The 24,586-nt window shown below is 34.7% G+C and carries 35 protein-coding genes; 6 read left to right on the forward strand and 29 right to left on the reverse strand.

Going from position 1 to position 24,586, the window contains the following annotated elements; translation table 11 throughout:
• Positions 1–285: 285 nt before the first annotated feature.
• On the forward strand, positions 286–450 hold the full coding sequence (locus MVE07_RS09430) for a hypothetical protein (protein ID WP_297456798.1): 165 nt from the start codon (positions 286–288) through the stop codon (positions 448–450).
• On the opposite strand, the gene MVE07_RS09435 is transcribed toward MVE07_RS09430, so the two are convergent.
• The 10 genes from MVE07_RS09435 to MVE07_RS09480 form a co-directional block, all read right to left on the reverse strand.
• On the reverse strand, positions 447–788 hold the full coding sequence (locus tag MVE07_RS09435) for an iron-sulfur cluster assembly accessory protein (protein WP_029519799.1): 342 nt from the start codon (positions 786–788) through the stop codon (positions 447–449). The two genes, MVE07_RS09430 and MVE07_RS09435, sit on opposite strands and share 4 nt — an antisense overlap.
• 66 nt (positions 789–854) lie before the next feature.
• Complete coding sequence (gene sppA / locus MVE07_RS09440) at positions 855–1,688, reverse strand: signal peptide peptidase SppA (protein ID WP_297456805.1); 834 nt, start codon at positions 1,686–1,688, stop codon at positions 855–857.
• A gap of 10 nt (positions 1,689–1,698) precedes the next feature.
• Positions 1,699–1,992: a ribosome-binding factor A gene (locus MVE07_RS09445; RefSeq protein WP_297456808.1), complete on the reverse strand. Its 294-nt coding sequence runs from the start codon at positions 1,990–1,992 to the stop codon at positions 1,699–1,701.
• Positions 1,993–2,274 carry a DUF503 domain-containing protein gene (locus MVE07_RS09450; RefSeq protein WP_297456810.1) on the reverse strand — a complete coding sequence of 94 codons (282 nt, stop codon included), beginning with the start codon at positions 2,272–2,274 and terminating at the stop codon, positions 1,993–1,995. It lies immediately after the preceding gene.
• Positions 2,275–2,329: 55 nt separating this feature from the next.
• The gene (gene rsmA / locus MVE07_RS09455) at positions 2,330–3,094 is read right to left on the reverse strand and encodes a 16S rRNA (adenine(1518)-N(6)/adenine(1519)-N(6))-dimethyltransferase RsmA (RefSeq protein ID WP_297456813.1); all 765 of its coding nucleotides are present in this window, start codon (positions 3,092–3,094) and stop codon (positions 2,330–2,332) included.
• Complete coding sequence (gene galU / locus MVE07_RS09460; protein WP_297456816.1) at positions 3,084–3,965, reverse strand: UTP--glucose-1-phosphate uridylyltransferase GalU; 882 nt, start codon at positions 3,963–3,965, stop codon at positions 3,084–3,086. Before galU ends, rsmA begins: the two co-directional genes overlap by 11 nt.
• Complete coding sequence (gene purC, locus MVE07_RS09465; RefSeq protein WP_297456819.1) at positions 3,958–4,677, reverse strand: phosphoribosylaminoimidazolesuccinocarboxamide synthase; 720 nt, start codon at positions 4,675–4,677, stop codon at positions 3,958–3,960. Before purC ends, galU begins: the two co-directional genes overlap by 8 nt.
• Positions 4,678–4,687: 10 nt before the next feature.
• The gene (locus MVE07_RS09470) at positions 4,688–5,323 is read right to left on the reverse strand and encodes a tetratricopeptide repeat protein (protein WP_297456822.1); all 636 of its coding nucleotides are present in this window, start codon (positions 5,321–5,323) and stop codon (positions 4,688–4,690) included.
• A gap of 29 nt (positions 5,324–5,352) precedes the next feature.
• The gene (locus MVE07_RS09475) at positions 5,353–6,330 is read right to left on the reverse strand and encodes a glycosyltransferase family 9 protein (RefSeq protein ID WP_297456825.1); all 978 of its coding nucleotides are present in this window, start codon (positions 6,328–6,330) and stop codon (positions 5,353–5,355) included.
• 8 nt (positions 6,331–6,338) lie between these two features.
• On the reverse strand, positions 6,339–6,659 hold the full coding sequence (locus tag MVE07_RS09480) for a tetratricopeptide repeat protein (protein ID WP_297456828.1): 321 nt from the start codon (positions 6,657–6,659) through the stop codon (positions 6,339–6,341).
• 129 nt (positions 6,660–6,788) lie between these two features.
• On the opposite strand from MVE07_RS09480, the gene MVE07_RS09485 reads away from it, so the two are divergent.
• Positions 6,789–7,277: a DUF302 domain-containing protein gene (locus MVE07_RS09485; protein ID WP_297456831.1), complete on the forward strand. Its 489-nt coding sequence runs from the start codon at positions 6,789–6,791 to the stop codon at positions 7,275–7,277.
• A 27-nt stretch (positions 7,278–7,304) separates the two neighbouring features.
• Here MVE07_RS09485 and MVE07_RS09490 read toward each other — a convergent pair whose 3' ends face one another.
• The 11 genes from MVE07_RS09490 to MVE07_RS09540 form a co-directional block, all read right to left on the reverse strand.
• Positions 7,305–8,327 (reverse strand): thiamine pyrophosphate-dependent enzyme, encoded by a 1,023-nt coding sequence (locus MVE07_RS09490; protein ID WP_297456834.1) that lies wholly within the window; start codon positions 8,325–8,327, stop codon positions 7,305–7,307.
• Between the two features lie 2 nt (positions 8,328–8,329).
• Complete coding sequence (gene porA, locus MVE07_RS09495) at positions 8,330–9,523, reverse strand: pyruvate ferredoxin oxidoreductase (RefSeq protein ID WP_297456836.1); 1,194 nt, start codon at positions 9,521–9,523, stop codon at positions 8,330–8,332.
• A gap of 25 nt (positions 9,524–9,548) precedes the next feature.
• Positions 9,549–9,866 (reverse strand): pyruvate synthase subunit PorD, encoded by a 318-nt coding sequence (gene porD, locus MVE07_RS09500; RefSeq protein ID WP_297456839.1) that lies wholly within the window; start codon positions 9,864–9,866, stop codon positions 9,549–9,551.
• A 69-nt stretch (positions 9,867–9,935) separates the two neighbouring features.
• Positions 9,936–10,535 carry a 2-oxoacid:acceptor oxidoreductase family protein gene (locus MVE07_RS09505; RefSeq protein WP_297456842.1) on the reverse strand — a complete coding sequence of 200 codons (600 nt, stop codon included), beginning with the start codon at positions 10,533–10,535 and terminating at the stop codon, positions 9,936–9,938.
• Between the two features lie 139 nt (positions 10,536–10,674).
• The gene (locus tag MVE07_RS09510) at positions 10,675–10,914 is read right to left on the reverse strand and encodes a hypothetical protein (protein ID WP_297456845.1); all 240 of its coding nucleotides are present in this window, start codon (positions 10,912–10,914) and stop codon (positions 10,675–10,677) included.
• Between the two features lie 32 nt (positions 10,915–10,946).
• Entirely contained in the window at positions 10,947–11,267 is a 321-nt protein-coding gene (locus MVE07_RS09515; RefSeq protein ID WP_297456847.1) for a hypothetical protein, read from the reverse strand.
• A gap of 60 nt (positions 11,268–11,327) precedes the next feature.
• Entirely contained in the window at positions 11,328–11,930 is a 603-nt protein-coding gene (gene recR, locus MVE07_RS09520) for a recombination mediator RecR (protein ID WP_297456850.1), read from the reverse strand.
• Positions 11,930–12,262: a YbaB/EbfC family nucleoid-associated protein gene (locus MVE07_RS09525; protein WP_297456853.1), complete on the reverse strand. Its 333-nt coding sequence runs from the start codon at positions 12,260–12,262 to the stop codon at positions 11,930–11,932. The genes recR and MVE07_RS09525 overlap by 1 nt, the downstream gene beginning before the upstream one ends.
• Positions 12,263–13,705, reverse strand: coding sequence for a DNA polymerase III subunit gamma/tau (dnaX, locus tag MVE07_RS09530; RefSeq protein WP_297456856.1), 1,443 nt, complete (start codon positions 13,703–13,705; stop codon positions 12,263–12,265). It abuts the gene before it with no gap.
• A 67-nt stretch (positions 13,706–13,772) separates the two neighbouring features.
• On the reverse strand, positions 13,773–14,171 hold the full coding sequence (locus MVE07_RS09535; RefSeq protein WP_297456859.1) for a secondary thiamine-phosphate synthase enzyme YjbQ: 399 nt from the start codon (positions 14,169–14,171) through the stop codon (positions 13,773–13,775).
• Positions 14,168–14,848 carry a phosphoribosyltransferase family protein gene (locus MVE07_RS09540; RefSeq protein ID WP_297456862.1) on the reverse strand — a complete coding sequence of 227 codons (681 nt, stop codon included), beginning with the start codon at positions 14,846–14,848 and terminating at the stop codon, positions 14,168–14,170. Before MVE07_RS09540 ends, MVE07_RS09535 begins: the two co-directional genes overlap by 4 nt.
• A 37-nt stretch (positions 14,849–14,885) precedes the next feature.
• Here MVE07_RS09540 and dtd point away from each other — a divergent pair, with 37 nt between their 5' ends.
• A complete protein-coding gene (gene dtd / locus MVE07_RS09545) occupies positions 14,886–15,329 on the forward strand; it encodes a D-aminoacyl-tRNA deacylase (protein ID WP_297456865.1) in 444 nt (147 codons plus the stop codon).
• On the opposite strand, the gene MVE07_RS09550 is transcribed toward dtd, so the two are convergent.
• Together MVE07_RS09550 and der are read right to left on the reverse strand one after the other, a co-directional pair.
• A complete protein-coding gene (locus MVE07_RS09550; protein ID WP_297456868.1) occupies positions 15,315–16,769 on the reverse strand; it encodes a trehalose-6-phosphate synthase in 1,455 nt (484 codons plus the stop codon). The genes dtd and MVE07_RS09550 overlap by 15 nt on opposite strands.
• A 9-nt stretch (positions 16,770–16,778) precedes the next feature.
• A complete protein-coding gene (der, locus tag MVE07_RS09555) occupies positions 16,779–18,122 on the reverse strand; it encodes a ribosome biogenesis GTPase Der (RefSeq protein ID WP_297456871.1) in 1,344 nt (447 codons plus the stop codon).
• Between the two features lie 79 nt (positions 18,123–18,201).
• Here der and MVE07_RS09560 point away from each other — a divergent pair, with 79 nt between their 5' ends.
• Genes MVE07_RS09560 through murJ form a run of 3 tightly spaced genes read left to right on the forward strand, consistent with a single transcriptional unit; the run spans position 18,202 to position 20,491 of the window.
• Positions 18,202–18,606: a hypothetical protein gene (locus MVE07_RS09560; protein WP_297456874.1), complete on the forward strand. Its 405-nt coding sequence runs from the start codon at positions 18,202–18,204 to the stop codon at positions 18,604–18,606.
• Entirely contained in the window at positions 18,603–18,989 is a 387-nt protein-coding gene (locus MVE07_RS09565; protein ID WP_297456877.1) for a septal ring lytic transglycosylase RlpA family protein, read from the forward strand. The genes MVE07_RS09560 and MVE07_RS09565 overlap by 4 nt, the downstream gene beginning before the upstream one ends.
• Positions 18,986–20,491, forward strand: a complete 1,506-nt coding sequence (murJ, locus tag MVE07_RS09570; RefSeq protein WP_297456880.1) for a murein biosynthesis integral membrane protein MurJ — start codon at positions 18,986–18,988, stop codon at positions 20,489–20,491. Before MVE07_RS09565 ends, murJ begins: the two co-directional genes overlap by 4 nt.
• On the opposite strand, the gene MVE07_RS09575 is transcribed toward murJ, so the two are convergent.
• The 6 genes from MVE07_RS09575 to MVE07_RS09600 form a co-directional block, all read right to left on the reverse strand.
• On the reverse strand, positions 20,481–21,158 hold the full coding sequence (locus MVE07_RS09575; RefSeq protein ID WP_297456883.1) for an alpha/beta fold hydrolase: 678 nt from the start codon (positions 21,156–21,158) through the stop codon (positions 20,481–20,483). The genes murJ and MVE07_RS09575 overlap by 11 nt on opposite strands.
• Entirely contained in the window at positions 21,148–21,498 is a 351-nt protein-coding gene (locus MVE07_RS09580) for a hypothetical protein (protein ID WP_297456887.1), read from the reverse strand. The genes MVE07_RS09575 and MVE07_RS09580 overlap by 11 nt, the downstream gene beginning before the upstream one ends.
• Positions 21,488–22,228, reverse strand: a complete 741-nt coding sequence (locus MVE07_RS09585) for a 6-carboxyhexanoate--CoA ligase (RefSeq protein ID WP_297456891.1) — start codon at positions 22,226–22,228, stop codon at positions 21,488–21,490. The genes MVE07_RS09580 and MVE07_RS09585 overlap by 11 nt, the downstream gene beginning before the upstream one ends.
• A complete protein-coding gene (locus MVE07_RS09590) occupies positions 22,225–22,821 on the reverse strand; it encodes a ribonuclease HII (protein WP_297456894.1) in 597 nt (198 codons plus the stop codon). The genes MVE07_RS09585 and MVE07_RS09590 overlap by 4 nt, the downstream gene beginning before the upstream one ends.
• Positions 22,822–22,825: 4 nt before the next feature.
• Entirely contained in the window at positions 22,826–23,224 is a 399-nt protein-coding gene (rplS, locus tag MVE07_RS09595) for a 50S ribosomal protein L19 (RefSeq protein ID WP_297456897.1), read from the reverse strand.
• Positions 23,225–23,308: 84 nt separating this feature from the next.
• Positions 23,309–24,526: a class I SAM-dependent methyltransferase gene (locus MVE07_RS09600; RefSeq protein ID WP_297456900.1), complete on the reverse strand. Its 1,218-nt coding sequence runs from the start codon at positions 24,524–24,526 to the stop codon at positions 23,309–23,311.
• Positions 24,527–24,586: the final 60 nt, after the last annotated feature.

A 24,586-nucleotide genomic window follows, 5' to 3' on the forward strand; every position in this document is an offset into this window, starting at 1 on the left:
TTTAGTGGAGGGAAAAGTATTATCAAGGATTTTAGAGCCTTTTTTACCTGTTAGAATGCTTATAAACTTTTGGGGTATGTTTTGGATTATATCTCTTAAAGTTCTATCAAATTTTGCCATTTATCTAATCCTGACAATTCCTATAAAGTATCTGCTAATTTTACCATATAGCAAAAATTCAACATGAAATTTAAAAGGAAAAGGGAAATTTTATTATAAAAATCATACATCTATAGCTATATTAACTTTAGATTTAAGATTGAGATTTAATCTGGAGTTATTACCTTGGAATTAAAAGAACTGTTCGAATACTTAATAGTTGGAATATTTATAGCCGGTGCGTTATTTTTCCTGATAAAAAGAATTAGAAGAAATATAAAAAGGAGGCAATGTGCCTCCTGTCCTTTGTATGAACAATGTGAAAGAAAGGATAAAGTTCCTTTAAATTAGCAAGAGAATGAGTTACCGCATCCGCAAGAGCTTGCAGCGTTAGGATTCTTAATTGTGAATCCGCCACCCATAAAGTCCTGAACGTAATCTAAAACAGCTCCACCGATATATGGTGCTGAGAACTCATCAATAGCAATTTTTACGCCGTTTTCCAGCTCAACAACTTTGTCGTTTTCTTCTATAGCTTCATCAAATCCCATTGCATATTGGAATCCTGAACATCCACCTGGAACTACTCTTACTCTGAGGATTGGATTTTCTATTCCTTGTTCATCAGCTATTCTTTTAATTTCAGCAGCAGCTGCTTCTGTTACAGTAAAGTTTACAGTTGATTGCATGATATAAACCTCCATTTTGTTTTTTTACATATTATATTCTGGCAAGTGTTTTTATTATGATTGTTATCAGAATTTCATCAGATACATAAATTGTGGAACGGTAAGTATCTGGGAAAGCGAAATTTTTGAGTCTGTTAATTTCTGGAGAAAACCTTTTTCTTTCTTAAGAAATATAATATTTACCTTTTTTCCTTCTAATTTTGCCAGTTTCTTTGCCTCATTAATTGCATCCTGAATATTCCCCAGCTTATCTACTAATCCCAGCTTTTGAGCCTGTTTTCCTGAAAAAATTCTTCCATCTGCATATTTTTTTAGTTCTTCTTTTTTGATTGGTCTGTATTTAACAATAGCATCTAAGAACTGATCGTAAACATCTTTGATTGTTGCTTCAAGGAGTTTTTTCTGTTCCGGAGTAAGCTGGTGATTTGGATAGAGAATATCTTTGTTCTGACCGCTTTTTATGTTTTCTATTTTTATTCCTATTTTATTTAGGATTTGTGAAGCATCTACATGCTGGATAATCACACCTATGGAACCGGTTATTGTTCCGGGATTTGCATATATAACATTAGCAGGTGCACTTATATAATAACCTCCTGAAGCGGCTACATTTCCCATTGACACAACAACAGGCTTGGTTTTTCTGAGTTTTTCAATGGCAGTATATATCTCTTGTGCAGCACCTACTGCGCCACCGGGGCTATCAACCAGTAAAACTACAGCCTTGATTGAGGAATCTTTTTGGGCTTTATCTATATTGGAAACAGTATCCATATAACCGGATATTACTCCTTTTACCTCAATTACGGCAATTTTAGGCGAAGATTTATAGTTTAAATAAGATAAGAACCAGAAAACTCCCAGAAATATTAAAATTCCTATTATTATTTTCTTCTTCATATTTCCCCCGTTAGATAGTTGATGAAGGAACCGGTATAAATTTTAGCATTGGTATTTTTCTTATTTTTATTCTTTTACTGAGTAAATGTCCGATATAACCCTGCTTTTGATTTAGTTCTTCGGCAACTTTTTCAACATCCTTCAGGGCTGTTATATAAACATCAGATTTGCTTAAATCAGGTGCAGTTTCCACATTTGTAATGGTAATTAGATTATCTTGCAAGGGCATATCATATAGGAATACCTCACTTAATGCTTTTCTTATTGCTGCATTTACTTTTTCTGATTTGTGGCTTTTTTTCATTTAATATATCTCCTTATAAATATTTATATGAACTTCCGGAAAATTAATCTCTACAAAGTTTATTATATTTTGCATTACTTTTTCTACTTGTTTTTGGTCCGGAGCAACTGTTACAACTGCAACCTGTGCAGACTGCCATAAATCCTGATTTCCAACCTCTGATACTGAAACATTAAATTTAGCCTTTAATTTTTCTTTCATTGAACGGATTACCATCCTTTTTTCCTTTAATGAGGTAGCATGAGGAATATACATATCAAAAACGATACTTCCTATAAACATCTTCTCCCTGAAAAAAATTTTTTTGTGAATATATATATTTTAAGGAATTTTTCAATCAGGAATTTTTAAAAAGGTTTATAAAGTCTTCTACTGTTAACTCTTCAGCCCTTGCAGTCTCAGGGATATCTGCTTTTTTCAAAACCTCAACAGGCAATTTAGTCCTGAGCATCTTTCTACGGGCTGAAAAAAGATGAGAAACAAAATTTTTATACTCTTTTATTTTGTCGATAGGAGGGTTTTCTTTTGGGATAAGTTTTACAACTGCGGATGTTACTTTAGGTGGTGGTTTAAAAAATCTGGCAGGAACACTCATAACGTATTCCACATCAAAAAATGTCTGTATGAAAACAGATAAAAATGTGTATTGCTTGGTTTTTGGTTTTGCAATTAGTTTTTCTGCTACTTCTTTTTGTAGCATGAATACGCAAAGCTGGATAATATTAAGATAAAAAGGCATATTTACCAGAATAAGAGATGCCACATTATAGGGAAGATTTCCAACTACTTTGATTTTCTGACCTTCTGCCAGTTCAAAGAGATTAACATCAAAAAAGTCTTTTTTTATTAGCTGGAAATTTTCATATCCGGAAAATTTCTCCTCTATTATAGGATAGGCCTCAGGGTCTATTTCTATTCCGTAAAGTTTTTTAGGATTTCTTTTTAAAATTTCTTCTGTTAATTGCCCTGTGCCTACCCCTATTTCAACAATAATATCTTCCGGCTTGACATCTATCTCATCTACTATTTTTTGTATTACCCCTGATGCTATTAAAAGGTGCTGCCCGAACTTTTTCTTTGTTCGGAATCCTTTATCCTTCAAGCTCTTTTGCCTTTCTGAGTATTAACTCCTTTACAAAATCCCTTGTGTCTTCCCTTTCAAGTGCAAAATCAACGATAGCCTGAATATAACCGAATTTATTACCTGTATCGTGTCTTATTCCTTCTATATCCTTTGAATAGATAACCTCATCTTTTCTCAGGGTCATCAGGGCATCTGTAAGCTGGAGTTCACCGCCTTTTCCAAATGGTGTTCTTTTTAGGGCATCAAATATATTTGGAGTAAGAATATATCTACCTATAATTGCAGATGTAGACGGAGCTTCTTCCGGTTCCGGTTTTTCCACCAGATAATTAACCAGTCTTATATTTTCTTCTATAAATGTTCCTTCCACTATTCCGTATTTGTATGTTTCTTCCTTTGGAACTTCTGTTGTTCCTATAACAGATTTACCGAATTTTCTGTAAACATCTATTAATTGTTTTAATCCGGGATATTCATGGTTTATGATTAATTCATCCCCCAGTAAAACGGCAAATGGCTCATTACCTATAGCCGGTTCAGCGGTAAGTATAGCATGACCAAGTCCAAGCTGCTCTTTTTGTCTGATATATATGAAATTTGCAAGGTTTGATACTTCTCTAACAAGCTTAACAAGTTCTTCTTTTCCTGCTCTCTCAAGAGCTTCCTCAAGGTCTGGAGCATAATCAAAATGGTCTTCTATTGCTCTTTTGTGCCTACCTGTAACGAAGATTATAGTATCAATACCTGAAGCAACAGCTTCCTCAACTATATACTGGATTATAGGTTTATCCACAATAGGCATCATCTCCTTAGGAGTTGCCTTTGTGGCAGGTAAAAATCTTGTTCCAAATCCTGCAACAGGAATAACTGCTTTTTTTACTTCAAGCATCCTTCCCTTCTCCTTCTATTTTTTCAAGTATTTTTTTGTATCCTTCTATAAGGTCTCCAAGGTCAAATCTAAATCTATCTTTATCAAGGCTTTCTCCTGTTTTGGCATCCCAGAATCTACATGTATCAGGTGATATTTCATCTGCAAGAACTATCTCACCATCTTTTCTTCCAAATTCCAGTTTAAAATCAACAAGGATTATTCCCTGTTTTGCCATAAAATCTTTGATGATTTCATTTACTTTCAGGGCAAGTTCTTTCATCTTTTGAACTTCTTCAGGTTTTGCCAAATTCATAGCATATATGTGTTGTTCACATATTATCGGGTCGTGGAGTTCATCATTTTTTAGATAAAATTCAACCAAAGGTGGATTAAATTCAGTTTTTTCCGGAATACCAAGTCTTTTTACTATACTTCCTGCTGCAATATTTCTGACAACAACCTCAACAGGTATTATTTCAACTTTGTATATAAGCATCTCTCTATCTGAGAGCTGTTTTATAAAGTGTGTTGGGATACCTTTTTCGTTGAGAAGTTTAAAGAAAAAAGAAGCTATTGTGTTGTTAAGGACACCTTTTCCTTTTATTGTAGCTTTTTTAAGTGCATCAAAAGCTGTTGCAGAATCTTTGTAATAGGCTATTACTTTATCAGGCTCGTCTGTGGCATATATGATTTTCGCTTTTCCCTCATACAGTTTTTCTCTTTTTTCCATTAAAATCCTCCTATAAATTCTCTTTAGCTAAAAGTTTAAAGTAGTCATATTTTGAAAGCTGGAGAATTTCATTAAATATATTTTTTGCTTCTGAAGAATTACCTGTTTTTTGCAGCGTGAAAGCCTTTAGAGTAAGTGCTGAAATATAGTTATAATATCTCTGGTCTATTGTTTTGATTGTATTTAATGTTTTACCATACTCTTTGTTTTTGTAATACAGATATCCTTTATACTCTGTAAGTCCTGCGTTAAGCTGCTGAGAGTTAAGCCTTACCTGTAATTTGTTTATATCTTCAGGAGTTATTTTGTTCTTGTCTTTTTTGATAAGAAGGTCATAGGCAATTGCAACTTTAACAAATGGGGAATCTGGATACTCTTTTTTTATTTTATCTATAAGTTTTTGGGCTTCTTGATATTTCTTGTCCTGATAAAGTTTGCTGATTTGATAGGCTATTGATGAGGATTTATTAAGAATTTCCTGTTGATGATGTTTGTAATAGAAAAATGCAACTATCAGCAAAATAATTAAGACTATACCTGCAATAAAAAGTTTGATATTTTTCCTGACAAAGTCATAGAACATATAGACTTTATATTCAAACTCAATATCAACATCTTGTTCAAGGGGAAGTTTTTTCTTTTCCATGTTATCTCCGGAAAAATTTTTAATAATTATTATAACTTAATTAACTGTAAGGCTTTTTCTGTAATTTCAGCAGGGGCTATACCGGTAAGACAATCCACTGTCTCAAGTTTGCATTTTTTCTTTCCGTGTATATCACAGGGCTGACAGGGAAGGTTAAGGCACATATAATCCCCTTCTTCTTTTAATGGCGCAAATCCAAAATATGGATGTGTAGCACCATAAACCATAAGAACAGGAACTTGAACAGCCCTTGACATGTGAGCCACTGCACTATCATTGCTGATTGTAAGCTTTGCATGGGAAATGGCAGCAAGGCTTTCCCTGAGGGAAAGCCTTCCCCTTAAATCAATGGTGTTTTCAGGATAGATATTAGAGTCGCTTTCTTTGTCTTCTTTGCTACCAATCAGCACAACATTAAATCCTTTCTGTCCAAGTAATTTTGCAACTTTGTCGTAGTATGGATAAGATTTATTTTGATATCTGGCTCCTGCTCCGATAGCAACAAAACTTTCAGGGAGAATTTTTTTAACTTTTTCTTTTTCTTCTGGGGTCAAGATTATCTCTGGTTTTGGTATTTCAGATAGATTTATTCCCAGTTCCTTTAAGGGCTGGCTGTAAGCCTGTAGAACATTAAACTCATCTTTTATAAATTTTCTTAAAAATGGATTTGTGTATGCCCTTCTTTTTAATACATTTTTTGGATATTTTAAGACTCTGGCATTTAAGAACTTGGTTAACAAAAAAGACCTTAGATTTCTGTGGATATCAATAACCATGTCGTAGTTTTCAAGAGAAGAGGCAAACTGTTTTATCTGTGAAAGTGATTTAAGCTGATTTTTATCAGGAGATATTAGCCTATTAATCCTGTAATCCTTTTCAAACAAAGGTGCAAAAGGTTTAAGTGTAAGAAAATCAACGGTATATCCTGCTTTATAAAGAGGGTCAAGAATGCTACTAACTAATATCACATCTCCCAATGAAGAAAATCTGATTACCAGTATTCTCAAATTTTCCCCTAAAGCATGTTTTTCAGATTTTCTATTTCAGCCTGAAACTCTTCAACCATAGAGTCGTGATGGAATTTTTTAGCCTGTTCAATACCTTTTTGATAATATTCTATAGCTTTTTCAATATCTCCAATATTCAGGTAAGATTGTGCCATTAATCTATAAGCAGAACCTTCATCTTCATGGATATCCAGATATTTTTTTAGATATAAAATTGCCTCATCATATCTTTTCTCTTTAAATAATTCCAGCGCAAGCCCGTATAATCCAAGAGGATTATTCGGGTCTTTTTCTAAAGCCTTTTTTAAGATATTTATCCTATCTGACATGACTTCCTCCTTTACCAGAAATAGATATTATATGCCATTTCAAAACAATTTCATAAATATATTTTTGTATAGACAATACTTAATTATATTTCTATATTTAATATAAAAGATATAAAGGAGGTAATTGTTATGAGAGCTATTATAATAGCTATAGCTCTTTTGATAGGCTATAGCTATGCTTACGAAGATTTTGTCCAGTATGAAAAGGGTTATTACTATGTGGTAATCAAGAAGGGCTCTTTCAAGGTGATAAATGCTAAATTGCAGGAGGAAATTACCAATCATGGATGGGATGTAATTCATACTATCAATGTTGACCAAACTGTAAAATCAAAAGTCCCTTACAAAACTCATCTGCTTTGCAAAGCCAAATATCTAAAACAGGGTGTTCAATATTTTAAACCTATCGGTGTTATTATCCCCTGTAAGATGGCAATATTTGTGGATGGGAATAATGTTGTGATTATGGTTGAGGATGTTATGGAACTTGCCAGAATTTATGCTCCGGGAAATAAAAAATTTGAAGGATTCTTGAATCAGGTTAAAGATGAGATGATAGATATTCTCAACAGAACTGCTGCCAGATTTATGAGTAGTAAATATACTCCTTATGAATAATAAAAGGGGGCAAAAGCCCCCTTGATTTTAATCTTCTGGAACTTTGAATAATTCTTCGTAGTCAATACCTTCTTCTTCTGCAAGTTTCTTAGACATTTCTTCAAGGTGAAGAAGGAGGTTCCATTTTTCATCAACTTCTTTCTGGATTCTTTCCAGAACTTCAGGATATTTAAGAACGTGTTTCCATCTTGGCTGAGCTGCAATGTATTCTTCGATTGGTTTTGGTTTTTTAGGTTTGATATTTACTTTCCAATATTTTCCGTTTATTACTTCAAATACAGGCCAGTATCTTGTTTCAACGGCCAGTTTTGCTATTCTCATTGTATCTTCCGGAGCAAATCTCCATGAGAGTGTGCAAGGTTCAAGAACATTTATAAACTTAAATCCTTCCATAGACATTGCTTTTTTGGTTTTTCTTGTAAGGTCTCTGAATATGTGTGGAGAAGCTTGTGCCACATAAGGAATTCCATGAGCAGCCATTATCATTGTAAGGTCTTTTCTTGGTTCCTGTTTTCCTACACGTTCCTTTCCTACAGGTGTTGTTTTTGTATAAGCTCCTATAGGTGTTGCAGAAGATCTTTGATATCCTGTGTTTTGATATCCTTCGTTGTTATAGCAAACGTAGAGAACATTATGTCCTCTTTCTGCTGTAGCAGATAAAGCCTGAAAACCGATATCGTAAGTTCCACCATCTCCACCGAAAGCCACCACGTGTATTTTCTTATCCTCAGGAATAACTCCTTTTTTCTTGAGAACTTTGTAAGCAGCTTCAACACCAGCTGCAACTGTTGCAGTTGATTGGAAGTTTACGTGTATCCACGGAACATTCCAGGATGTAACAGGATAAACACCTGTTGTAACCTCAAGACATCCTGTTGCATTTGCAACAATAACAGGTTCATTTATTGCAAGTAAAACTTCATTAACAATTGGTGGAATACCACAACCAATACACATTCTATGACCAGGTGCGAGAGGTTGATGACCACCAAAAGTCTCTCTATGGGAAGCTAATTCTGATAATAATGCTATAGGTCTCTTTTTTGCCATGATTACTCCCTCACTTGTAAGTATTCTACAAAGGTGTCTCTTGTATCAATGCCTTTCTCAAGGCGTTCAAGTCTATCAAATGCTTTCATAAATTCTTCTTCGTGGATTTCCCTTCCGCCGAGTCCATAGATAAAGTTATGAACCAGTGGATTATTTTCTGTCCACATAAGAGAAGTAACTATATCTTTGAATAATGGTCCTCCGATTCCATCAAAAGAATCTGCCCTGTCTAAAACAACTACTCCTTTAGCTTTAGAAAGTGCCTGTGCTACTTCTTTTGCAGGGAAAGGTCTGTAAAGTCTGATTTTTATTGCACCTACTTTTTTACCCTGCTCTCTTAATCTATCAACAGCATCTTTCAGCGTTCCAAAAGATGAACCCATTGATATTCCGATATATTCGGCATCGTCTGTTTTGTATTCCTCTATAAAGTCATAATGTTTTCCTGTGATTTCTCCAAATTCCGTAAACACTTCTTTAACAATGTCATACACCTTTAAGAAGTCATGATGCTGCTGATATTTACATTCTGTATAGTAGTCAGGTTGAGCAGTTGCACCGTAAGTAACCGGTTTTTCCACATCTAAAAGTGGATATGGAATTCTGTGTATATCAGAAGGTCCGACAAAGTTTTTAACTGTTTCGTCATCTAAGATTTCTACATCTTCTATAGAGTGAGAAACGATATACCCGTCATAATTAACAATTATTGGGAACATTGCCTTTTCAGATATTTTCACAGACATAATAATGTTATGGTAAGCTTCCTGTGCATTTTCTGAGAAAAGGGAAATCCAACCTGTATCCCTGGTTAACATAGTATCGCCATGGTCACAGTGAATAGAAAGTGGCGCAGATAATGCCCTGTTAACATCTAAAAGAACAATAGGAACCCTCATTCCAGAAGCAACATAAAGATTTTCTATCATGTAAGCAATTCCGGGACCTGCAGAAGCTGTTATTGTTCTTGCACCTGCTGCTGCTGCACCTATACAGGTTGCCATTGCAGAGTGTTCACCATCAACGGCGATTAACTCTGTATCAACCTCTCCATTTGCAACATACTCAGCAAAGAAGCCCATTAGTTCTGTTTGTGGAGATATTGGATAGACTGCTGCAACATCAAAATTTATCTGTCTCATAGCCTCTGCAGCAGCCTGATTACCTGTTAAAGCAACTACTTTTGTTTGAGCCATATTTTAAACCTCCAAAATTTTAAACTTATAGTTGTTCTTCAAGCTCTTTAAGCTTAATTTCCATTTCTGGAACCATCTCAAGAGCATTATATGGACATTCAACTGCACATATTCCGCAACCTTTGCAATAATCAAAATCAGTCTCAAATCTTTCTTGTGGAGATACAGGAATAGAATCGTCTGGACAGAAAATCCAGCATATAAGGCAGTGTGTGCATTTGTCATAATTCAGGACAGGTCTGAGCATTCTCCAGGAACCTGTATGGTTAATTTTACTTGAACCAGGTTCGGTAACTATTGAACCAATTGGTATTTCATTCCATGGTTTAAGTTCATAGCTCATTTATATAATCCTCCTTTTACTTTGATTATACATTTATTCTATTTTCAAACAGCGTTTGATTTTATGAGATTATTCAGCTTTATAAACTTCTTCATATCCTCTTTCAAGTGCTTTAAGGTTTTGAGGAAGCAGTGCTCTAAGTTTAGAAGAGGCTTCAAATGCTTCTGTGATTTCCTGTTTTAAAGCATCAAGGTCAACAATTCCTGTTGCTTTAGCAACTGCCCCAAGCATAGCTGTGTTTGGAATATTTCTTCCAAATTCCTCTAAAGCTATTTTTGAAGCATCAACAATCCATAGCTCGTTATTTGGAATATCAAGGATTTTTCGGACTTTGTCTGCAGGGAAGTTTGTGTTTACAATAAAAACTGTATTTTCATCTGTTCCGGCCTTGATAACATCTTTTATCGTAAACATAAGAGATGGGTCTGTGATAATTACTATTTCAGGGTGTTCTACAGGGGCTCTTGTATTTATATATTGGTCACTTATTCTTGTTGAAACTTTAACAGGAGTTCCTGACCTTTCAAGTCCAAATTCAGGCATCGCCTGTCCGTGTTTTCCTCTGATAATCGCTGCTGAAGCAAGCATTTTTGCCGCTGTAACTGTTCCTTGACCACCTCTACCGTGCCAGCGGATTTCTCTCATAGACTTATCTGTAGCGGTTGCCATTGCGTTGACCTCCTAAATTTTATAACGCTGTTATATAAATAATAACATAATGACATATATAAAACAAAAAAGATAAGGGAATAAAATACAAGTTAAATATAGAAGGATTAAAATAGAGGGGGAGTATGCGCAGAGTTATTTAGTTTTGTTTATAGTGCCAGTTAATATAAGGGATTAAATCTTCTTCTAAAATTTCCTGTATAACAGAATTTATTTTGTCATGAAGTTTCCAATTTCTTTTTTTATAAACATAAATATTTAAGCCTATATCAGCTCCTTCCCTTGCTTCTGCAATATCTACTTTTACAGGCAGGTTATATTTATTAAGAGCCTTTTGTATTTCTTGAATAATTTCTACGGTTGTCTTTTCTTTAATCATTTTTTAAAACCTCAAATAATCTTTCTACAAGATTAATATATACTTCTACTTCCTCTTTTTCTATAGAGTTCATAATCAGCTAATCTTCTTAGCTCATAAAAATCCCTTAATCTTTTTCTATCTTCCTTATTTAAGGTGATATCTTCCTCAAAAAGGGCTTTGAAAAAGCATTTAAGTATTCCTTTGTGTGCCCATCTACCAGATGGAGGGTCACCGCACACAGAAACCATTATAGAATATGCAGAGTAATATAATCTTGCCAGACTATCTCTGTATAGTTTATTTTCATATAAAATTTTCCCGGCAATAAAATGTTCCTTTGCTTTTGATTTCCACTTTTTGTTTTGACTCAAAATCTTATTTCCTGTTTGTTTAACTTTAAAAGATATCGTCCTTTTTATGAAGAAAGTTGATTAAAGGGGAGTTTTATGTTCAAGGGCTTTGGATAGTGTGAAATCATCTGCGTTTTCAAGGACGGCTCCAAATGGGAGTCCATATCCTATTCTGAATATGGTGATGTTTTTATCTTTGAGAAGATTATAGATATATGAAGCCGTTGCTTCACCTTCTACCGTTGGGTTTGTCGCCAGTATAACCTCTTTTACTGGTAGTTTATCTACCCTTTCTATAAGGCTATCAATATTTAAATCTTCCGGTGTTATTTCTTCAAGGGGAGATAGTCTTCCACCTATCACATGATAAAGTCCATTGAATTTTCCTGTTCTTTCTATTGCAAATGCATCAAAGCTTTCTTCCACCACACATATAACCGATCTGTCCCTGTCTTCATTTTTGCATATTGGACAAAGCTCATCTTCCGTATAAATACCACACTCTCTGCAAGGGTGAACTTTTTCCAGAAGTTGCATAAATGTTTTTATAAGGTCTAAAGCTTCTCCACGGGGCATGTTCAAAATATTCACAGCAAGTCTCTGGGCAGACTTCTCCCCGTAGCCTGGAAGTCTGGATATTTCTTCTACTACTTTTGAAAGTGTTTCAGGAATTATATTTTCCATTAGAGTAAGTTATTCAACCCCGGAATATTCCCAAGCATTCCTGCAGCTTGAGATAGCTTTTCTGTCATAACTTCTTTTGCCCTTGCATTTGCTTCATTTATTGCTGCAACAAGTAAATCCTGCAGTATTTCATGGTTGTCTTCTGTTAAGAGGGATTTATCTATAAAAACATCCTTTGCTTCTCCAAGACCATTAACTACTATCTTTACCATTCCACCGCCAACTTCAACAATAATCTCTTCATTTCTCAGTTCCTCTTTTGCCTTGGCCATATTTTCCTGCATTGTTTTCATCATCTTCATCATATCGCCTAAATTTCCTAAATTAAACATTTACTCCTCCTTATAGCTAATTAGTTTTCCTTGAAACAAATCCAGCACCTTGTCTACTGATTCATCTCTCTTTTTGCTCTTTTTTTTCTCAGGCTTTATCTCAATCTCTTGTATTTCCACAGTTTTTGGGAAATATTTCTGTATTATATCTAATTTGCTTTTTAAAAGATCTGCTATTGTTTTTTCAACCAATATCACAAATTTATCGTTTTCTTCTTTTATGCTGGCGTTTTTCAGTGCTCCTGATACTATTCCACCTGCTTCTTTGCCTATTTTTAAAATTGCCTTTTGAATATCAAACTTTTCTTCTTTAGGTTTTGTTTGCTGGGTTTCCTTTGTCTGCGGTGTTGTTTGAACAGAAATTCCTTTTTCCAGCAGTTCTTTTATTGGAATAAGATTTTTCATAAATTTAAGCTTTAAAACTGCAAGCTGATAGATATCCTTTTTCTCTGTAAAATTTCTTGCTTCAAGGTATGTCTTTTTGAATATATCAAGTGTATAAATCAGAAGTTCTGTATCGTCTTCTGAGAATATATCATCTTTTTGTCCCAGTGCAATGGATACCATTGCTTTATGGAGTTTTTCCATTATTTGCTGCCAGAATACATTCAGGTCATATCCTTCGCTGTCAAGGGTTTCTATGGTTTTCAGCATATCTTTTAAAGATTTTTCTTTAAGATCTGTTAAAAATTTATTGACTATATTCTCTGGAATTACGCCAAGTAGTTGTCTAGTAGTTTCTACTTTAACAGAACCATTGCCGTATATAACAGCCTGGTCTAATATGCTTGCTGCATCTCTGACTCCACCTTCGCTTGCCTCTGCTATCAGATAAAGTGCTTCCTCCTCATAAGGTATATTTTCATTTTCTAAAATCCATTTCAGGTATTCCTTAATCTGCTCCTTTGTCGGTGGCTTAAAGATAAAAGTCTGACATCTGGAACGGATTGTATCCGGTATTTTGTGAAGTTCAGTTGTCGCCAGTATAAAAATATTATTAGATGGTGGTTCTTCCAATGTTTTCAAAAGTGCATTAAAGGCCTCTCTGGTAAGCATATGGGCTTCATCTATTATATAAACCTTGTATCTGCCTTTTATGGGGGCATAAGAAACATTATCTCTTAGTGCTCTAATATCATCTATTCCACGGTTTGAGGCTGCATCTATTTCATACATATCAGGGAAAGAGCCTTTTTCTATTTCCTGACAGTTTTCACATACTCCGCAAGGTTCAGGGGTTATTCCCTTTTCACAGTTGAGGCATTTTGTAATTATTCTGGCTATGGTTGTTTTTCCAAGTCCACGGGAACCGGCGAATATATATGCATGGGATATTCTATCCAGCTTTATAGCATTTTCCAGAGTCTTTTTAACAGTTTCCTGTCCTACAACCTGACTGAAGTTTTTAGGTCTGTATTTCCGTGCAAAAGATTGGTAAGCCATAAAAATGCTCCATTTTTCAAATATTTATAAAATATTTTATGTCAATTTAATGTTTTATTGGGAAAAATCAACCTTCCATGATTTTTACAATAACTTTTCTGGTTCTGGGACCATCAAACTCAGCAAAGAATATACCCTGCCATGTTCCAAGCATAAGCCTGCCGTCTTTTATTGGAATAAATGTATTTGTGCCTACTAAAACAGATTTGATATGGGCAGCTGCATTTCCTTCTATATGTTTGTAGTTATTTTCCCATGGAATTAATTTTTCAAGGGTCTGTTCAATATCCCATTTTACATCTGGGTCTGCATTTTCATTAATAAAAATCCCTGCTGTTGTATGTGGCACATATAGATAACATATTCCTTCTTGAACTCCGCTTTCATCAACTACTTCCTGAACTTCGTCTGTTATGTCTTCAAAATGTGTTCTTTTCTGGGTTACAACTTCAAGAAATTTAATCATTCTTTCTCCTCCTTTAGATAGTATAAAACATCTTCATTAGTAAGGTCATACCAGTTTTTGTAAGCATCTGCAACAGCATAAGGATAAAAATCCCGATAGTTTAGGCAAACAATAGCATCTACTTCAGGAAGAAGTTTATCCACTGCAGATTTTGAGCAGGTAGGCACCGCTACTATTATTTTTTTGGGATTTTTCCTTTTAACCATTTGTATAGCTGTAAACATTGTATATCCGGAGGCAAGACCGTCATCTACTATAACAACCGTTTTTCCTGTTAAGTTTGGAAATGGTCTGTTTTTTCTGAAAATCTCGTTTCTGTGTTTTAGTGTCTGAATAGTCTTTTCTTTCTGTTTTTCTATTATCTCATCTGTAAGACCTGTATACTGAACAGCCTCTTTATTTAGAATATAATCCCCTTCAATGCTTACAGCACCGAACCCTGCCTCGGTATTCCATGGGTAAGTAATTTTTTTAACAAGAATCAAATCAAAGGGGATTTTTAATTTCTGGGAGATTTTTTTACCTACTGGAACTCCACCTGATGGAATTGCAACAACAATACTATTTTTATCAACCAAATCTTTTAAAAATTCTGCCAGTCTTTCCCCTGCCTCATCCCTATCCTCAAAAACAAATACCTTATTTTTAAGATTTTCATCCTGAATAAGTTTTCCCATACAATAAATATATAAACCAAAAGTAGAGAGGTTCAAATTGAAGGCTGTTATACAAAGAGTGAATAAATCATGGGTTGAGGTTGATGGTAGAATAGTAGGCAGCATAGATAAAGGTTTGAATATACTTCTCGGTGTTGAGAAAGGAGATACAGAAGAGGACATAAAGAAAATGATTAATAAGATTCCTTACCTCAGGATTTTCGAGGATGAAAATGGAAAGATGAATTTATCCCTAATTGATATAAACGGTAAAGCTCTTGTAATCTCCCAATTCACTCTGGCAGGAAATATAAAAAAAGGTAGAAGACCTTCTTTTGATACTGCAGAAGAACCTGAAAAGGCTAAAAAACTTTATGAAAAATTTGTTGAGGAACTGGGAAAAATTGTTCCTGTTGAAACCGGCATCTTTGCAGCACATATGAAGGTTTTTATTGAAAATGATGGTCCCGTAACATTTATAGTGGATTCACGGCAGTTGTAGTATTTCGTGGAGTGGAAAGTCTTCCTCAAGGACAGGGAAATCCTCTATTTTCCTGTCAAAAGCCGCTTCCAAGAATGCATTACTCCACCAGTTTATATCATATTTTTGGATATGTTTTCTTAAGTTTTTCATTCTTTTGGATTTCTGGTTATCTTTCATTGTCAAAGCTTTATACAGGGTATAAGCTGTTCCCTCAAGGTCATAAGGATTTATAAGTAAGGCATCTTTATATAGCTCTGTGGCAGCCCCTGCAAACTCACTCAAGAGTAATACCCCGTTTTCATCAATATTTGCCGCTGCATACTCTTTTCCAACAAGATTCATACCGTCTTTTATCGGATTAACCCAGCACACATCTGAATATCTGTAATAGGCGATTAGTTTCTCAAAATCCAGTCTACCTGCGATATACCTGACAGGTGTCCATCTATCTGTCCCGAATTTTCCGTTAATCTCACTTACAAGATGTTCAAATTCAATCTTTAGCTGGTCGTATTCCGGAAGTTTTTTGATATTAGGGGCTACTGCCTGAACAAGCTGGACTTTGCAGTGAAATTCCGGATATTTTTCAAGGAAAAGTTTAAATGCTCTAAGCTTATGTATCAGACCTTTTGTATAATCAAGTCTATCTATTCCCAGTATAAGTTTTCTTTTTTTATCCAGAGATTTTACCTGTTTTGCAAAGGAGTTATACTTTTCAAAATCAATACTTATAGGGAATACCCCTACCTTAATGGTTTTACCTTTGTATTTTATCTGGGTTATTGGCTCTTTTACTTTAATCTGGATACCGTCTATAAGCTCATCAAGGCAGTCAAGGAAATTTTTCCTGTCTATGTATGTATGAAATCCAATAAGGTCGTAATGGAGCAGTCCTTCAAGCAGTTCTATTCGCCATGGGATTTTGAAAAACAGTTCAGGATTTGGAAATGGAATATGAAGGAAAAAGCCTGTTTTGTTTTTGACCCCTGATTCTTTTAGATATTCCGGCAGCAAGAAAAAGTGGTAATCATGCACCCAGATTAAATCGTTTTTGCTGACTAATTTTTTTATATAATTTGCAAACTTTTTATTGACTTTTTTATAGGCCTGCCAGTATTCCGGCTCAAATCTGGTATAAGCGGGAAATGTATGGAAAAGCGGCCATATAATTCCATTGGAAAAACCATCAAAGAAGTTTTTCCTTTCTTCTTCTGTAAGGGAAACAGGATAAAGGGCAAATCCTTCCTTTTTCCCTGTTTCAAGGATTAATTGTTTCAACTCTTTGTTTATCTGATTGGTTCCTGCCCAGCCAAGCCATATTGCCTGTCTTTTGTAAAGTGCCTGTTTTAATGCTGTAACCAGTCCTCCGGGACTTACCTTAACTGAATACTGTTTATCCTTTTTTTCAACATGAATAGGCAGTATCGCCGAAACAACAAACAGCCGCTCTTTTTCCATTTCCACCTCTTATTCTCTATCTCTACCTCTAAATATTAATTTAATAGGTGCTTTTTCAAAGCCAAGTATTTCTCTAAGGTTATTTTCCAGAAATCTGACATAATGTTCTTTGAAGCCTTCCGGATAGTTTACGAACATAAGGAAGCAAGGGGGTTTCCCTTCAAGCTGTGTTGCATAGTAAATCTTGAGAGGCTTTCCTCTATATGCCGGTGGTTGTCTGAGGGATAAGATTTGCTGTAGTGCCCTGTTAAGCTGCCCTGTTCCAACCCTTTTCCATGCCTGATTATAAACCTCAACTATTTCTTGAAGCAGCTGTTTTATTCCTCTTTTCTGCTTTGCTGAGGTTAAAACTATCGGAGCATAAGGCAGAAAATATAATCTCTCTCTAACCTGATTTTTTATTCTGTTTAAAACTTCTTTTCGCTGAGGGAGTGTATCAATTTTGTTTATTACGATAATAGCTGGTTTTGAATACTTTTGTATAAGATGGGCTATTTTAGTGTCCTGCTCTGTTGCTCCTTCTTTTGCATCTATAACATGAACAACAACATCTGCTCTTTTTAATGCCTCAAGGGTCCTTCCTACGCTGAAAAATTCTATTCCGTAATCAACTTTGGACTTTTTTCTTAGTCCTGCTGTGTCAAGGAAAAGAAATTTATGTCCATTCCATTCAAAAAGGGTGTCAATAACATCTCTTGTTGTTCCGGGAATGTTTGATACTACTGCCCTTTCCTCTCCTAAAATTGCATTTAATAGTGAAGATTTTCCGGCATTTGGTTTTCCTACAATAGCAACTTTTATGACCTCATCTTTTTCTTTTTTCTCTTGTTTTATTTCCTCTTTGGCAGCTTCTACTTCATAATCAGGTATATGTTTCACAACCTCATCAAGCAAATCTCCAACGCCGTATTTCTGGATAGATGAAACAGGAAAAACCTTATCAAATCCAAGCTCATAAAATTCATAAATCCTGTCCTCATGAGAAGGGTCATCAATTTTGTTTACCGCTACCAAAACAGGTTTTTTTGTTTTGTGGAGTATTTTTGCTATATCTTTGTCTGTCGGTGTTAAGCCTTCTTTCCCATCAACAACAAATATAAACAGGTCAGATAAATCAAGCTCTTTTTCAATCTGTTTTCTAATATAAGGTGCAAATTTATCCTCATCTCCTTCTATGTATCCGCCTGTATCAACAACTTCAAAAGGCACACCAAGCCATTCGGTTTTTGCAACAACTCTATCCCGGGTTACACCGGGGATATCTTCCACTATTGCCTTTCTTTTTCCTATTATCCTGTTAAAAAGGGAAGACTTACCGACATTAGGTCTTCCGACAATGGCTACTCTAAACATTTTTTCTCCTTGATTAGATTAGATTTTTGTATAAAATTTTTAAAAGATATTAAATATTCTATAACTAAAGGGGTATAAAATGTTAAAAAAAGTAGTTCCAGTTTTTTTAATCTTTAGCACATTCTCTTTTGCTGCCCTATCAGCAGGGAAGATAGAATTTAAGCCAGAAAAAACAATTTTCAAGAAATCAGAAAAAGTTTGCTTTTTTCTGAAAAATGACTCAGACCAGAAGATATATCTTCCTTCATCTGCTCCATGGGCAGTATTCAAAGATAAAAAATATGAAAAAGTTGTTTATTCTCCAATTGCAACACAATCAATAGTGGAAATTAAACCATCAGAAGAAAAGAAATGGTGCTGGAATCAGAAGGATTTCAAAAATGAGCAGGTTCCATCTGGAGAATATACAATCAGATTAACAGCATTTCAAAACGGTAAAAAAATATTTTTAAGTTCTTCTGTGCAGATTAAAAACTCACAATGAGGATTTTTTTATTAGGTTTAGCCCTTATCTTTCTGTTTTCCTGTGCAGAAAAGAAGCATTACCATTATCATAGTAAATGCCCTTCTACGTTTAAAGGACTGGCCTCCTATTATGGCAAAAAATTCCATGGCAGAAGAACCGCCAGTGGTGAGATTTATAATATGTATAAATACACTGCAGCCCATAGATATCTGCCCTTTGGGACAATATTACTGGTAAAAAATTTAAAAAATGGTAGAACGGTAAAAGTTAGGATTAATGATAGGGGACCCTTTGTAAGAGGAAGGGTTATTGACCTGTCCTATGCTGCTGCCAAAAAATTAAGAATGCTAAGGGCAGGGGTTGTTCCCGTAATCGTTAGAGTTCTAAGGTGCGGCAGGTGAAAAAAACACATTTTGTTAAAGGAACCCTTTTATTTTCTTCTGCAACCTTTATAAGCAGGATTTTAGGCTATCTCAGGGATGCCACCATAGCTTATGTTTTCGGGGCAAATCCTTTAACAGATGCCTTTTTTGTAGCATGGAGAATTCCCAATACCCTCAGGCAGCTTGTTGCAGAAGGTAGCTTTAATGCTGCTTTTATTCCTATTTATACTCAGCTAAACAAAAATGACCCTGAATATGCAAAAAAATTTGCTTCTTCAATGTTTTCCTTTTATACACTTATACTGGCAGCTATTACCGTTATTTCTATTGTTTTTGCAAAATATATTGTCGTTCTTATTGCACCGGGGCTTGCTGAAAAGGGGACTTTAGACACAGCTGCATCACTTTTAAAAATTGTTTTTCCTTATCTGGTGCTTGTTGGATGGGTTTCATTTTTTATGGCCTTGTTGAATACAAGGGATAGATTTTTTATCCCTGCTGTATCTCCGGCATTACTTAATTTATCCTTTATATTTTTTGCGCTGCTATTATCTGATAGATATGGCATATATGCCCTTGCTTATGGGGCAATTGTAGGTGGCGTTTTGCAGGTAGTTCTCCAGATACCACTGCTAATAAAAGAAAAGATGATGCCTTCTGTATCATTTGAATTTTTACCTGAAATTAAAGAAACTATAAAAAGACTTGCTCCTGCTTTTGCATCCTTTGGTGTCAGTCAGTTTGGATTTGTGGTTGATACCATTATTGCATCATTTTTGATTGGCGGTGCAATATCCTATCTTTATTATGCAAATAGAATTTTCCAGCTTCCTATTGGGCTGTTTGCAATAGGGCTGGGTAATGCTTTGCTTGTTTCTTTGTCAAGGCATTTTTCCGAGGAAAATATAAAGGAATTTAACAAGGATTTAAATAACGGTCTTAGATTTGCATTTTTTATATCAATCCCTGCAGTGGTAGGAATGATAGTTCTGGGACAGGAAATTATAAAAATTCTGTTTGAAAGGGGTGCATTTTCCCAAAAAGATGGTCTGTGGACTTATTATGCCCTTGTTGGATACTCAATAGGGCTGGTAGGATATGCTGCGTCAAGGCCGCTAAAAAGTGCATTCTTTGCTATGGGCAATACAAAAATTCCCCTTTATTCAACTATTGTAGGTGTTCTGGTCAGTATTATTCTTGCAATTATTTTTGGTTTTATTCTTAACTGGGGAGTGTTTGGTCTTGCATTTGCTTCATCAATTGGCGGAATAATGAGTTTTGTTTATTTATATCTAATCTCAAAATTTGAAATTGATAAAAAGGAAGTTTTTGAAACCATTTTAAAATCTGTTTTGTCTGCTGTTTTGATGGCAGCTGCCGTGTTTGGTGTAAAATTTTTAGCAGAAAATCTGTATATTCAGGTTTTTGGTGGAATAACCATTGCAATTATAGTTTATTTTGGTGTGGCCTATCTGCTAAAGGAAAATTCTGTTTTAATGCTTAAAAAACTCAGGAAATAATATTTTTTATCAAATCTTGTGTATTCTTTTCCAAAAATGGTGCATGGTTAGAATTTGTCAGATAAAGCTGAGAGTTTTTAATCTGCTGTGAGGCAAAAACGCTACCCTGATAATTGATTATTTTGTCTTTTTTGCCGTGGATTAAATAAGCTGGGATAGGAATATCCTTCATTTTTTGTGTCAAATCCAGCTCTATAAATTCCCGCAACAGTTTAATACTGCCTTCTTTCTCCGGCAATGGAATATCTCTAAATGTATCCCCTGCAGCTGTTTTACGAAAGTTGTAAATCGTATCCGAGAAATCAACCTTTAGTGCGACCATAAAGGCCTTTACAAAAACAGGATTGTGTCCCAGATTTTTGTCTTTGAATTTAGGAGAAAATCCGATTAAGACAAGCTTTTTCAAATTTGATGGTTTTTTTAACGCTGTTAAAACGGATATTGAAGCACCCAGTGACCAGCCTATTAAAACAACTTCTTCCTGTGATTTTTGTATCTGATGGTATATATCCTCTGAAAAATTTTCCATTATGTTTTGGCCTGTGTAGTCTTTATTCTGACCGTGGAATGGAAGGTCTATAAACTGGCTATCTGGGATATCAAAAAACCCTTTCCATATCTGAGAGGAAAAGCTCCAGCCGTGGATAAATATCTTTTTAATCTTCAAACTCCTTAAATATTCTTTTTAACTCATTTTGCCAAAATTTTAGTTTTTCTTCATCATTTTTAAATTTTATGTTGTAAAGCTTTTGGGCAAATTTAAAAAATCCCTCAGATGGAATACCTGATTTTTTACTTACAACAAGGCTACCTATCATTGCTTTTCCATCTTTTACATAGCTTTTGCATAGTTTGTGAAGATATTTTGACAGAACTATGCCCATTAATTTTCCTGATGGAATTTTTTTGTCAGAAGTTTGATTTATCTGTTTTGCAAGCTCACTGTAGGTTATTGTTTTTTTATTTTTTGCACAATCAATCAAAATTTTTTCAATTTTATTTAACATCTTTGATTAAAACCGGAGTTTCCTGCAAAAATTTATAAAGACTATCTATATCAACCTGATTTTTTACAAAATATATCCTGCCGCCTTTTGTGTTTCCTTTTTCTTTCAGGGGGGTAAATCTGTAATATTTTTCCTTTGTCGCTACATAGCCGGTCAGATAATCAGGCTCATCTGATATACAGTATTCTGCAACTATATCAGGATGAAGCATATTTTTCGTGGCTAAGGCTAAAGCATCTGCTGTTCTTTCTGTCCAGCCTTTTTGTAAAAGTTTCTGAACTACCTTTTCCCTGTCCATGAAATCCACATCTGTTGTCCTCACTCCCCTGAAACTATCTTTTTCTATTCTTTCTCCTTCTAAATTTACTATCATGGCTCCACGCATATTACTGCCGTCAGGTGCAGCTCCAGAGTGTATTAGAGTGATAAGTTGTTTGAGCTTTTTTTCAGATAATCCTGTTACTTCCTTTAAGAGCCGAATAGCCTTTTGGTTAGCCTCAATATAATCATCAAACTGTAGTTCTTCTATTGGCAGTGTTTTTTCTACTATTAAAGGTTTTTCTTTTACAGACTGGATTTTTATATTTATATCATCGTGTTCTTTTGAAGCAACACGATTATATAAATTGGACAGGGTTTGCTCAATTTTTTCTTCAGGAACTATCCTTTCGGCTCCTGAAACATGCTTTCCCTCTAAGGAAGCCCTAAGTTTTATACTAAAAAGTTTCATAGCTCAAGATGATGTTGAATTCCCAGATTAAAACTTCTTCTATGTATTGGAGTTAAACCGTATTTTTGGATTTCCTGTTTATGTAGCTTTGTTGGATAGCCTTTGTGTTTTTCAAAGGAATGGGGAAAGACCTTCCCAAACTCTTCCATTATTTTATCTCTTGTAACCTTTGCTATTATTGAAGCTGCTGCAACAGACAGGCTTTTTTCATCAGCTTTTTTTACGGAAATATGGGGATATGGTTCAAATCTAACATAATCGGTAATTAAAAAATCATAATCTGTTTTAAGGTCTTCAAGGGCTCTTTCCATTGCCAGTTTTGTGGCATTGTAGATATTAATTTTGTCTATTATATTGCTGTCAACTATGCCTATGCCAATTGCTATGGCTTTTTGTTTAATTTCTTCTATCAGATTTTCCCTTTGTTTAGGGGTGAGTTTCTTTGAGTCTTTGAAAATAAAAGGTTTTATATCAGGTGGAAAAATAACAGCGGCAGCAACTACGGGGCCTGCCAGAGGGCCCCTACCTGCCTCATCTATTCCTACAACTTTTGAATAACCTTTTTCCCAAAGGCTTTTTTCAATTTCAAGCATTAACCTACTGATTTTCTTTAGCAGCAGCAGATTCTTCTGCTCTTTTTCTGAGTTCCCACTCTTTGATTTCTCTAATCTTAGCAGCTTTACCTCTTCTTTCTCTGAGGTAGTAGAGTTTAGCCCTTCTAACTTTACCTCTTTTGGAGAGTTCAATTTTTTCTATTGATGGACATGCAAATGGGAATGTTCTTTCAATTCCTACACCATAAGATTCTTTTCTTACAGTAAAGCTTTTTCCTGTTCCACTTCCTTTAATTCTAATTACAACACCTTCAAAAACCTGAATTCTCTCTTTGTTTCTTTCTTTAACTTTTACATGAACTTTTACTGTGTCACCAACTCTAAATTCAGGAATGTCCTGCGGGATGTATTTTTGCTCTATTTCTCTGATTAACTGGTGCATTTCTTCCTCCTCAAGCTAATTTAGCAAAACAATAGTTTACTATAATGTTTAAAAAAAATAAAGTATCCTTAAAGTAAGCCGTTATTAATTATGTTGAAGATCAAATTTTTCTTGGGCTAAAGGAATAAATTTCCTTTCTATCACTGGATAATCGTTGACTACGCCTTTTGACAATAAGATTTGGAACACATAATTTGAACCCACCCAAAAAGAAACAGCAGAAGCTATAAGGTATAAATCCCACATTCTGATAAATTTTTCATCAAACATTTCCCGAATTTTATCTATGTTTTTCCAGAAATTTTCCCTCCATTTTTTCAATGTATAGTAGTAATGCATACGCCAGTTATCAAAATCCACAAGAAAATACTTAAACTGAAATGAACATAAAGAATCCATTATTTCACTAATTGAAGGTAGATAACCTCCCGGGAATATATATTTCCTTATCCATCTGCTCTGGGTATCTGTGTGCATTTTACCTATTGTGTGAAGGAGAAATAATCCACCCTTATCAAGCACTTGATATACCTTATCGAAAAAGTCACGGTAATGTTCCCTTCCCACATGTTCAAACATTCCTACAGAAACGACCTTGGTAAACTTTTTGTTTAAGTCAGGAAGCTGGGTATAATGCATAAGATATACTTCAACTCTATCTTCTAAATTCCTATTTTTAATTTCTTCTTTCACATGCTTATATTGATTTTCTGAAAGGGTTATTCCAACTGCTTTTAAACCATATCTTTCTGCACTTTCCAGTATAATTGAGCCCCATCCACAACCAATATCAAGTAAAGTATCATTTTCATTTAATTGAAGTTTGTCATATATTATTTTTCTTTTTAATTTTTGAGCATCTTCAAGACTCATATCGGGACTTTCAAAAAAGGCACAGGAGTAAGTCATACTATCATCAAGAAATAGTTTATAAAAGTCATCTCCAATATCATAATGATACTGGATATTTTCTTTATCCCGGGAAACGCTCCATCTAAATATATTTTTAATTAATGTGGTGGCTTTATTTTTCTCCATCTGATTTGCAAGATAAAATCCTCTTTTTAGTATTTCTTCCAAATCTCCCTCTATTTCTATATCACCATTCATATAACCTTCCCCAAATCCCATTTCAATATCTTTTAATACATTATTAAGAGCAGTTTCTGTTTTGAATTTAATAAGGTAGTCTGGCTTTGAAGACGATATTATTTTTCCGGATGGTAATTGAATACCGATGATTTTATCTTGATTTTGATTGATTTGGGAAAGGAATTTTTCTATTATCTTTTCTTTAATCAATGGGAGCCCCTCCGGGAGAAAGATACAATAAAAATATATGCGCTGTAATTTTATTTTCCA

The sequence above is a fragment of the Persephonella sp. genome, from assembly GCF_027023985.1.
In the GTDB taxonomy this organism is placed as follows: Bacteria; Aquificota; Aquificia; order Aquificales; family Hydrogenothermaceae; genus Persephonella_A.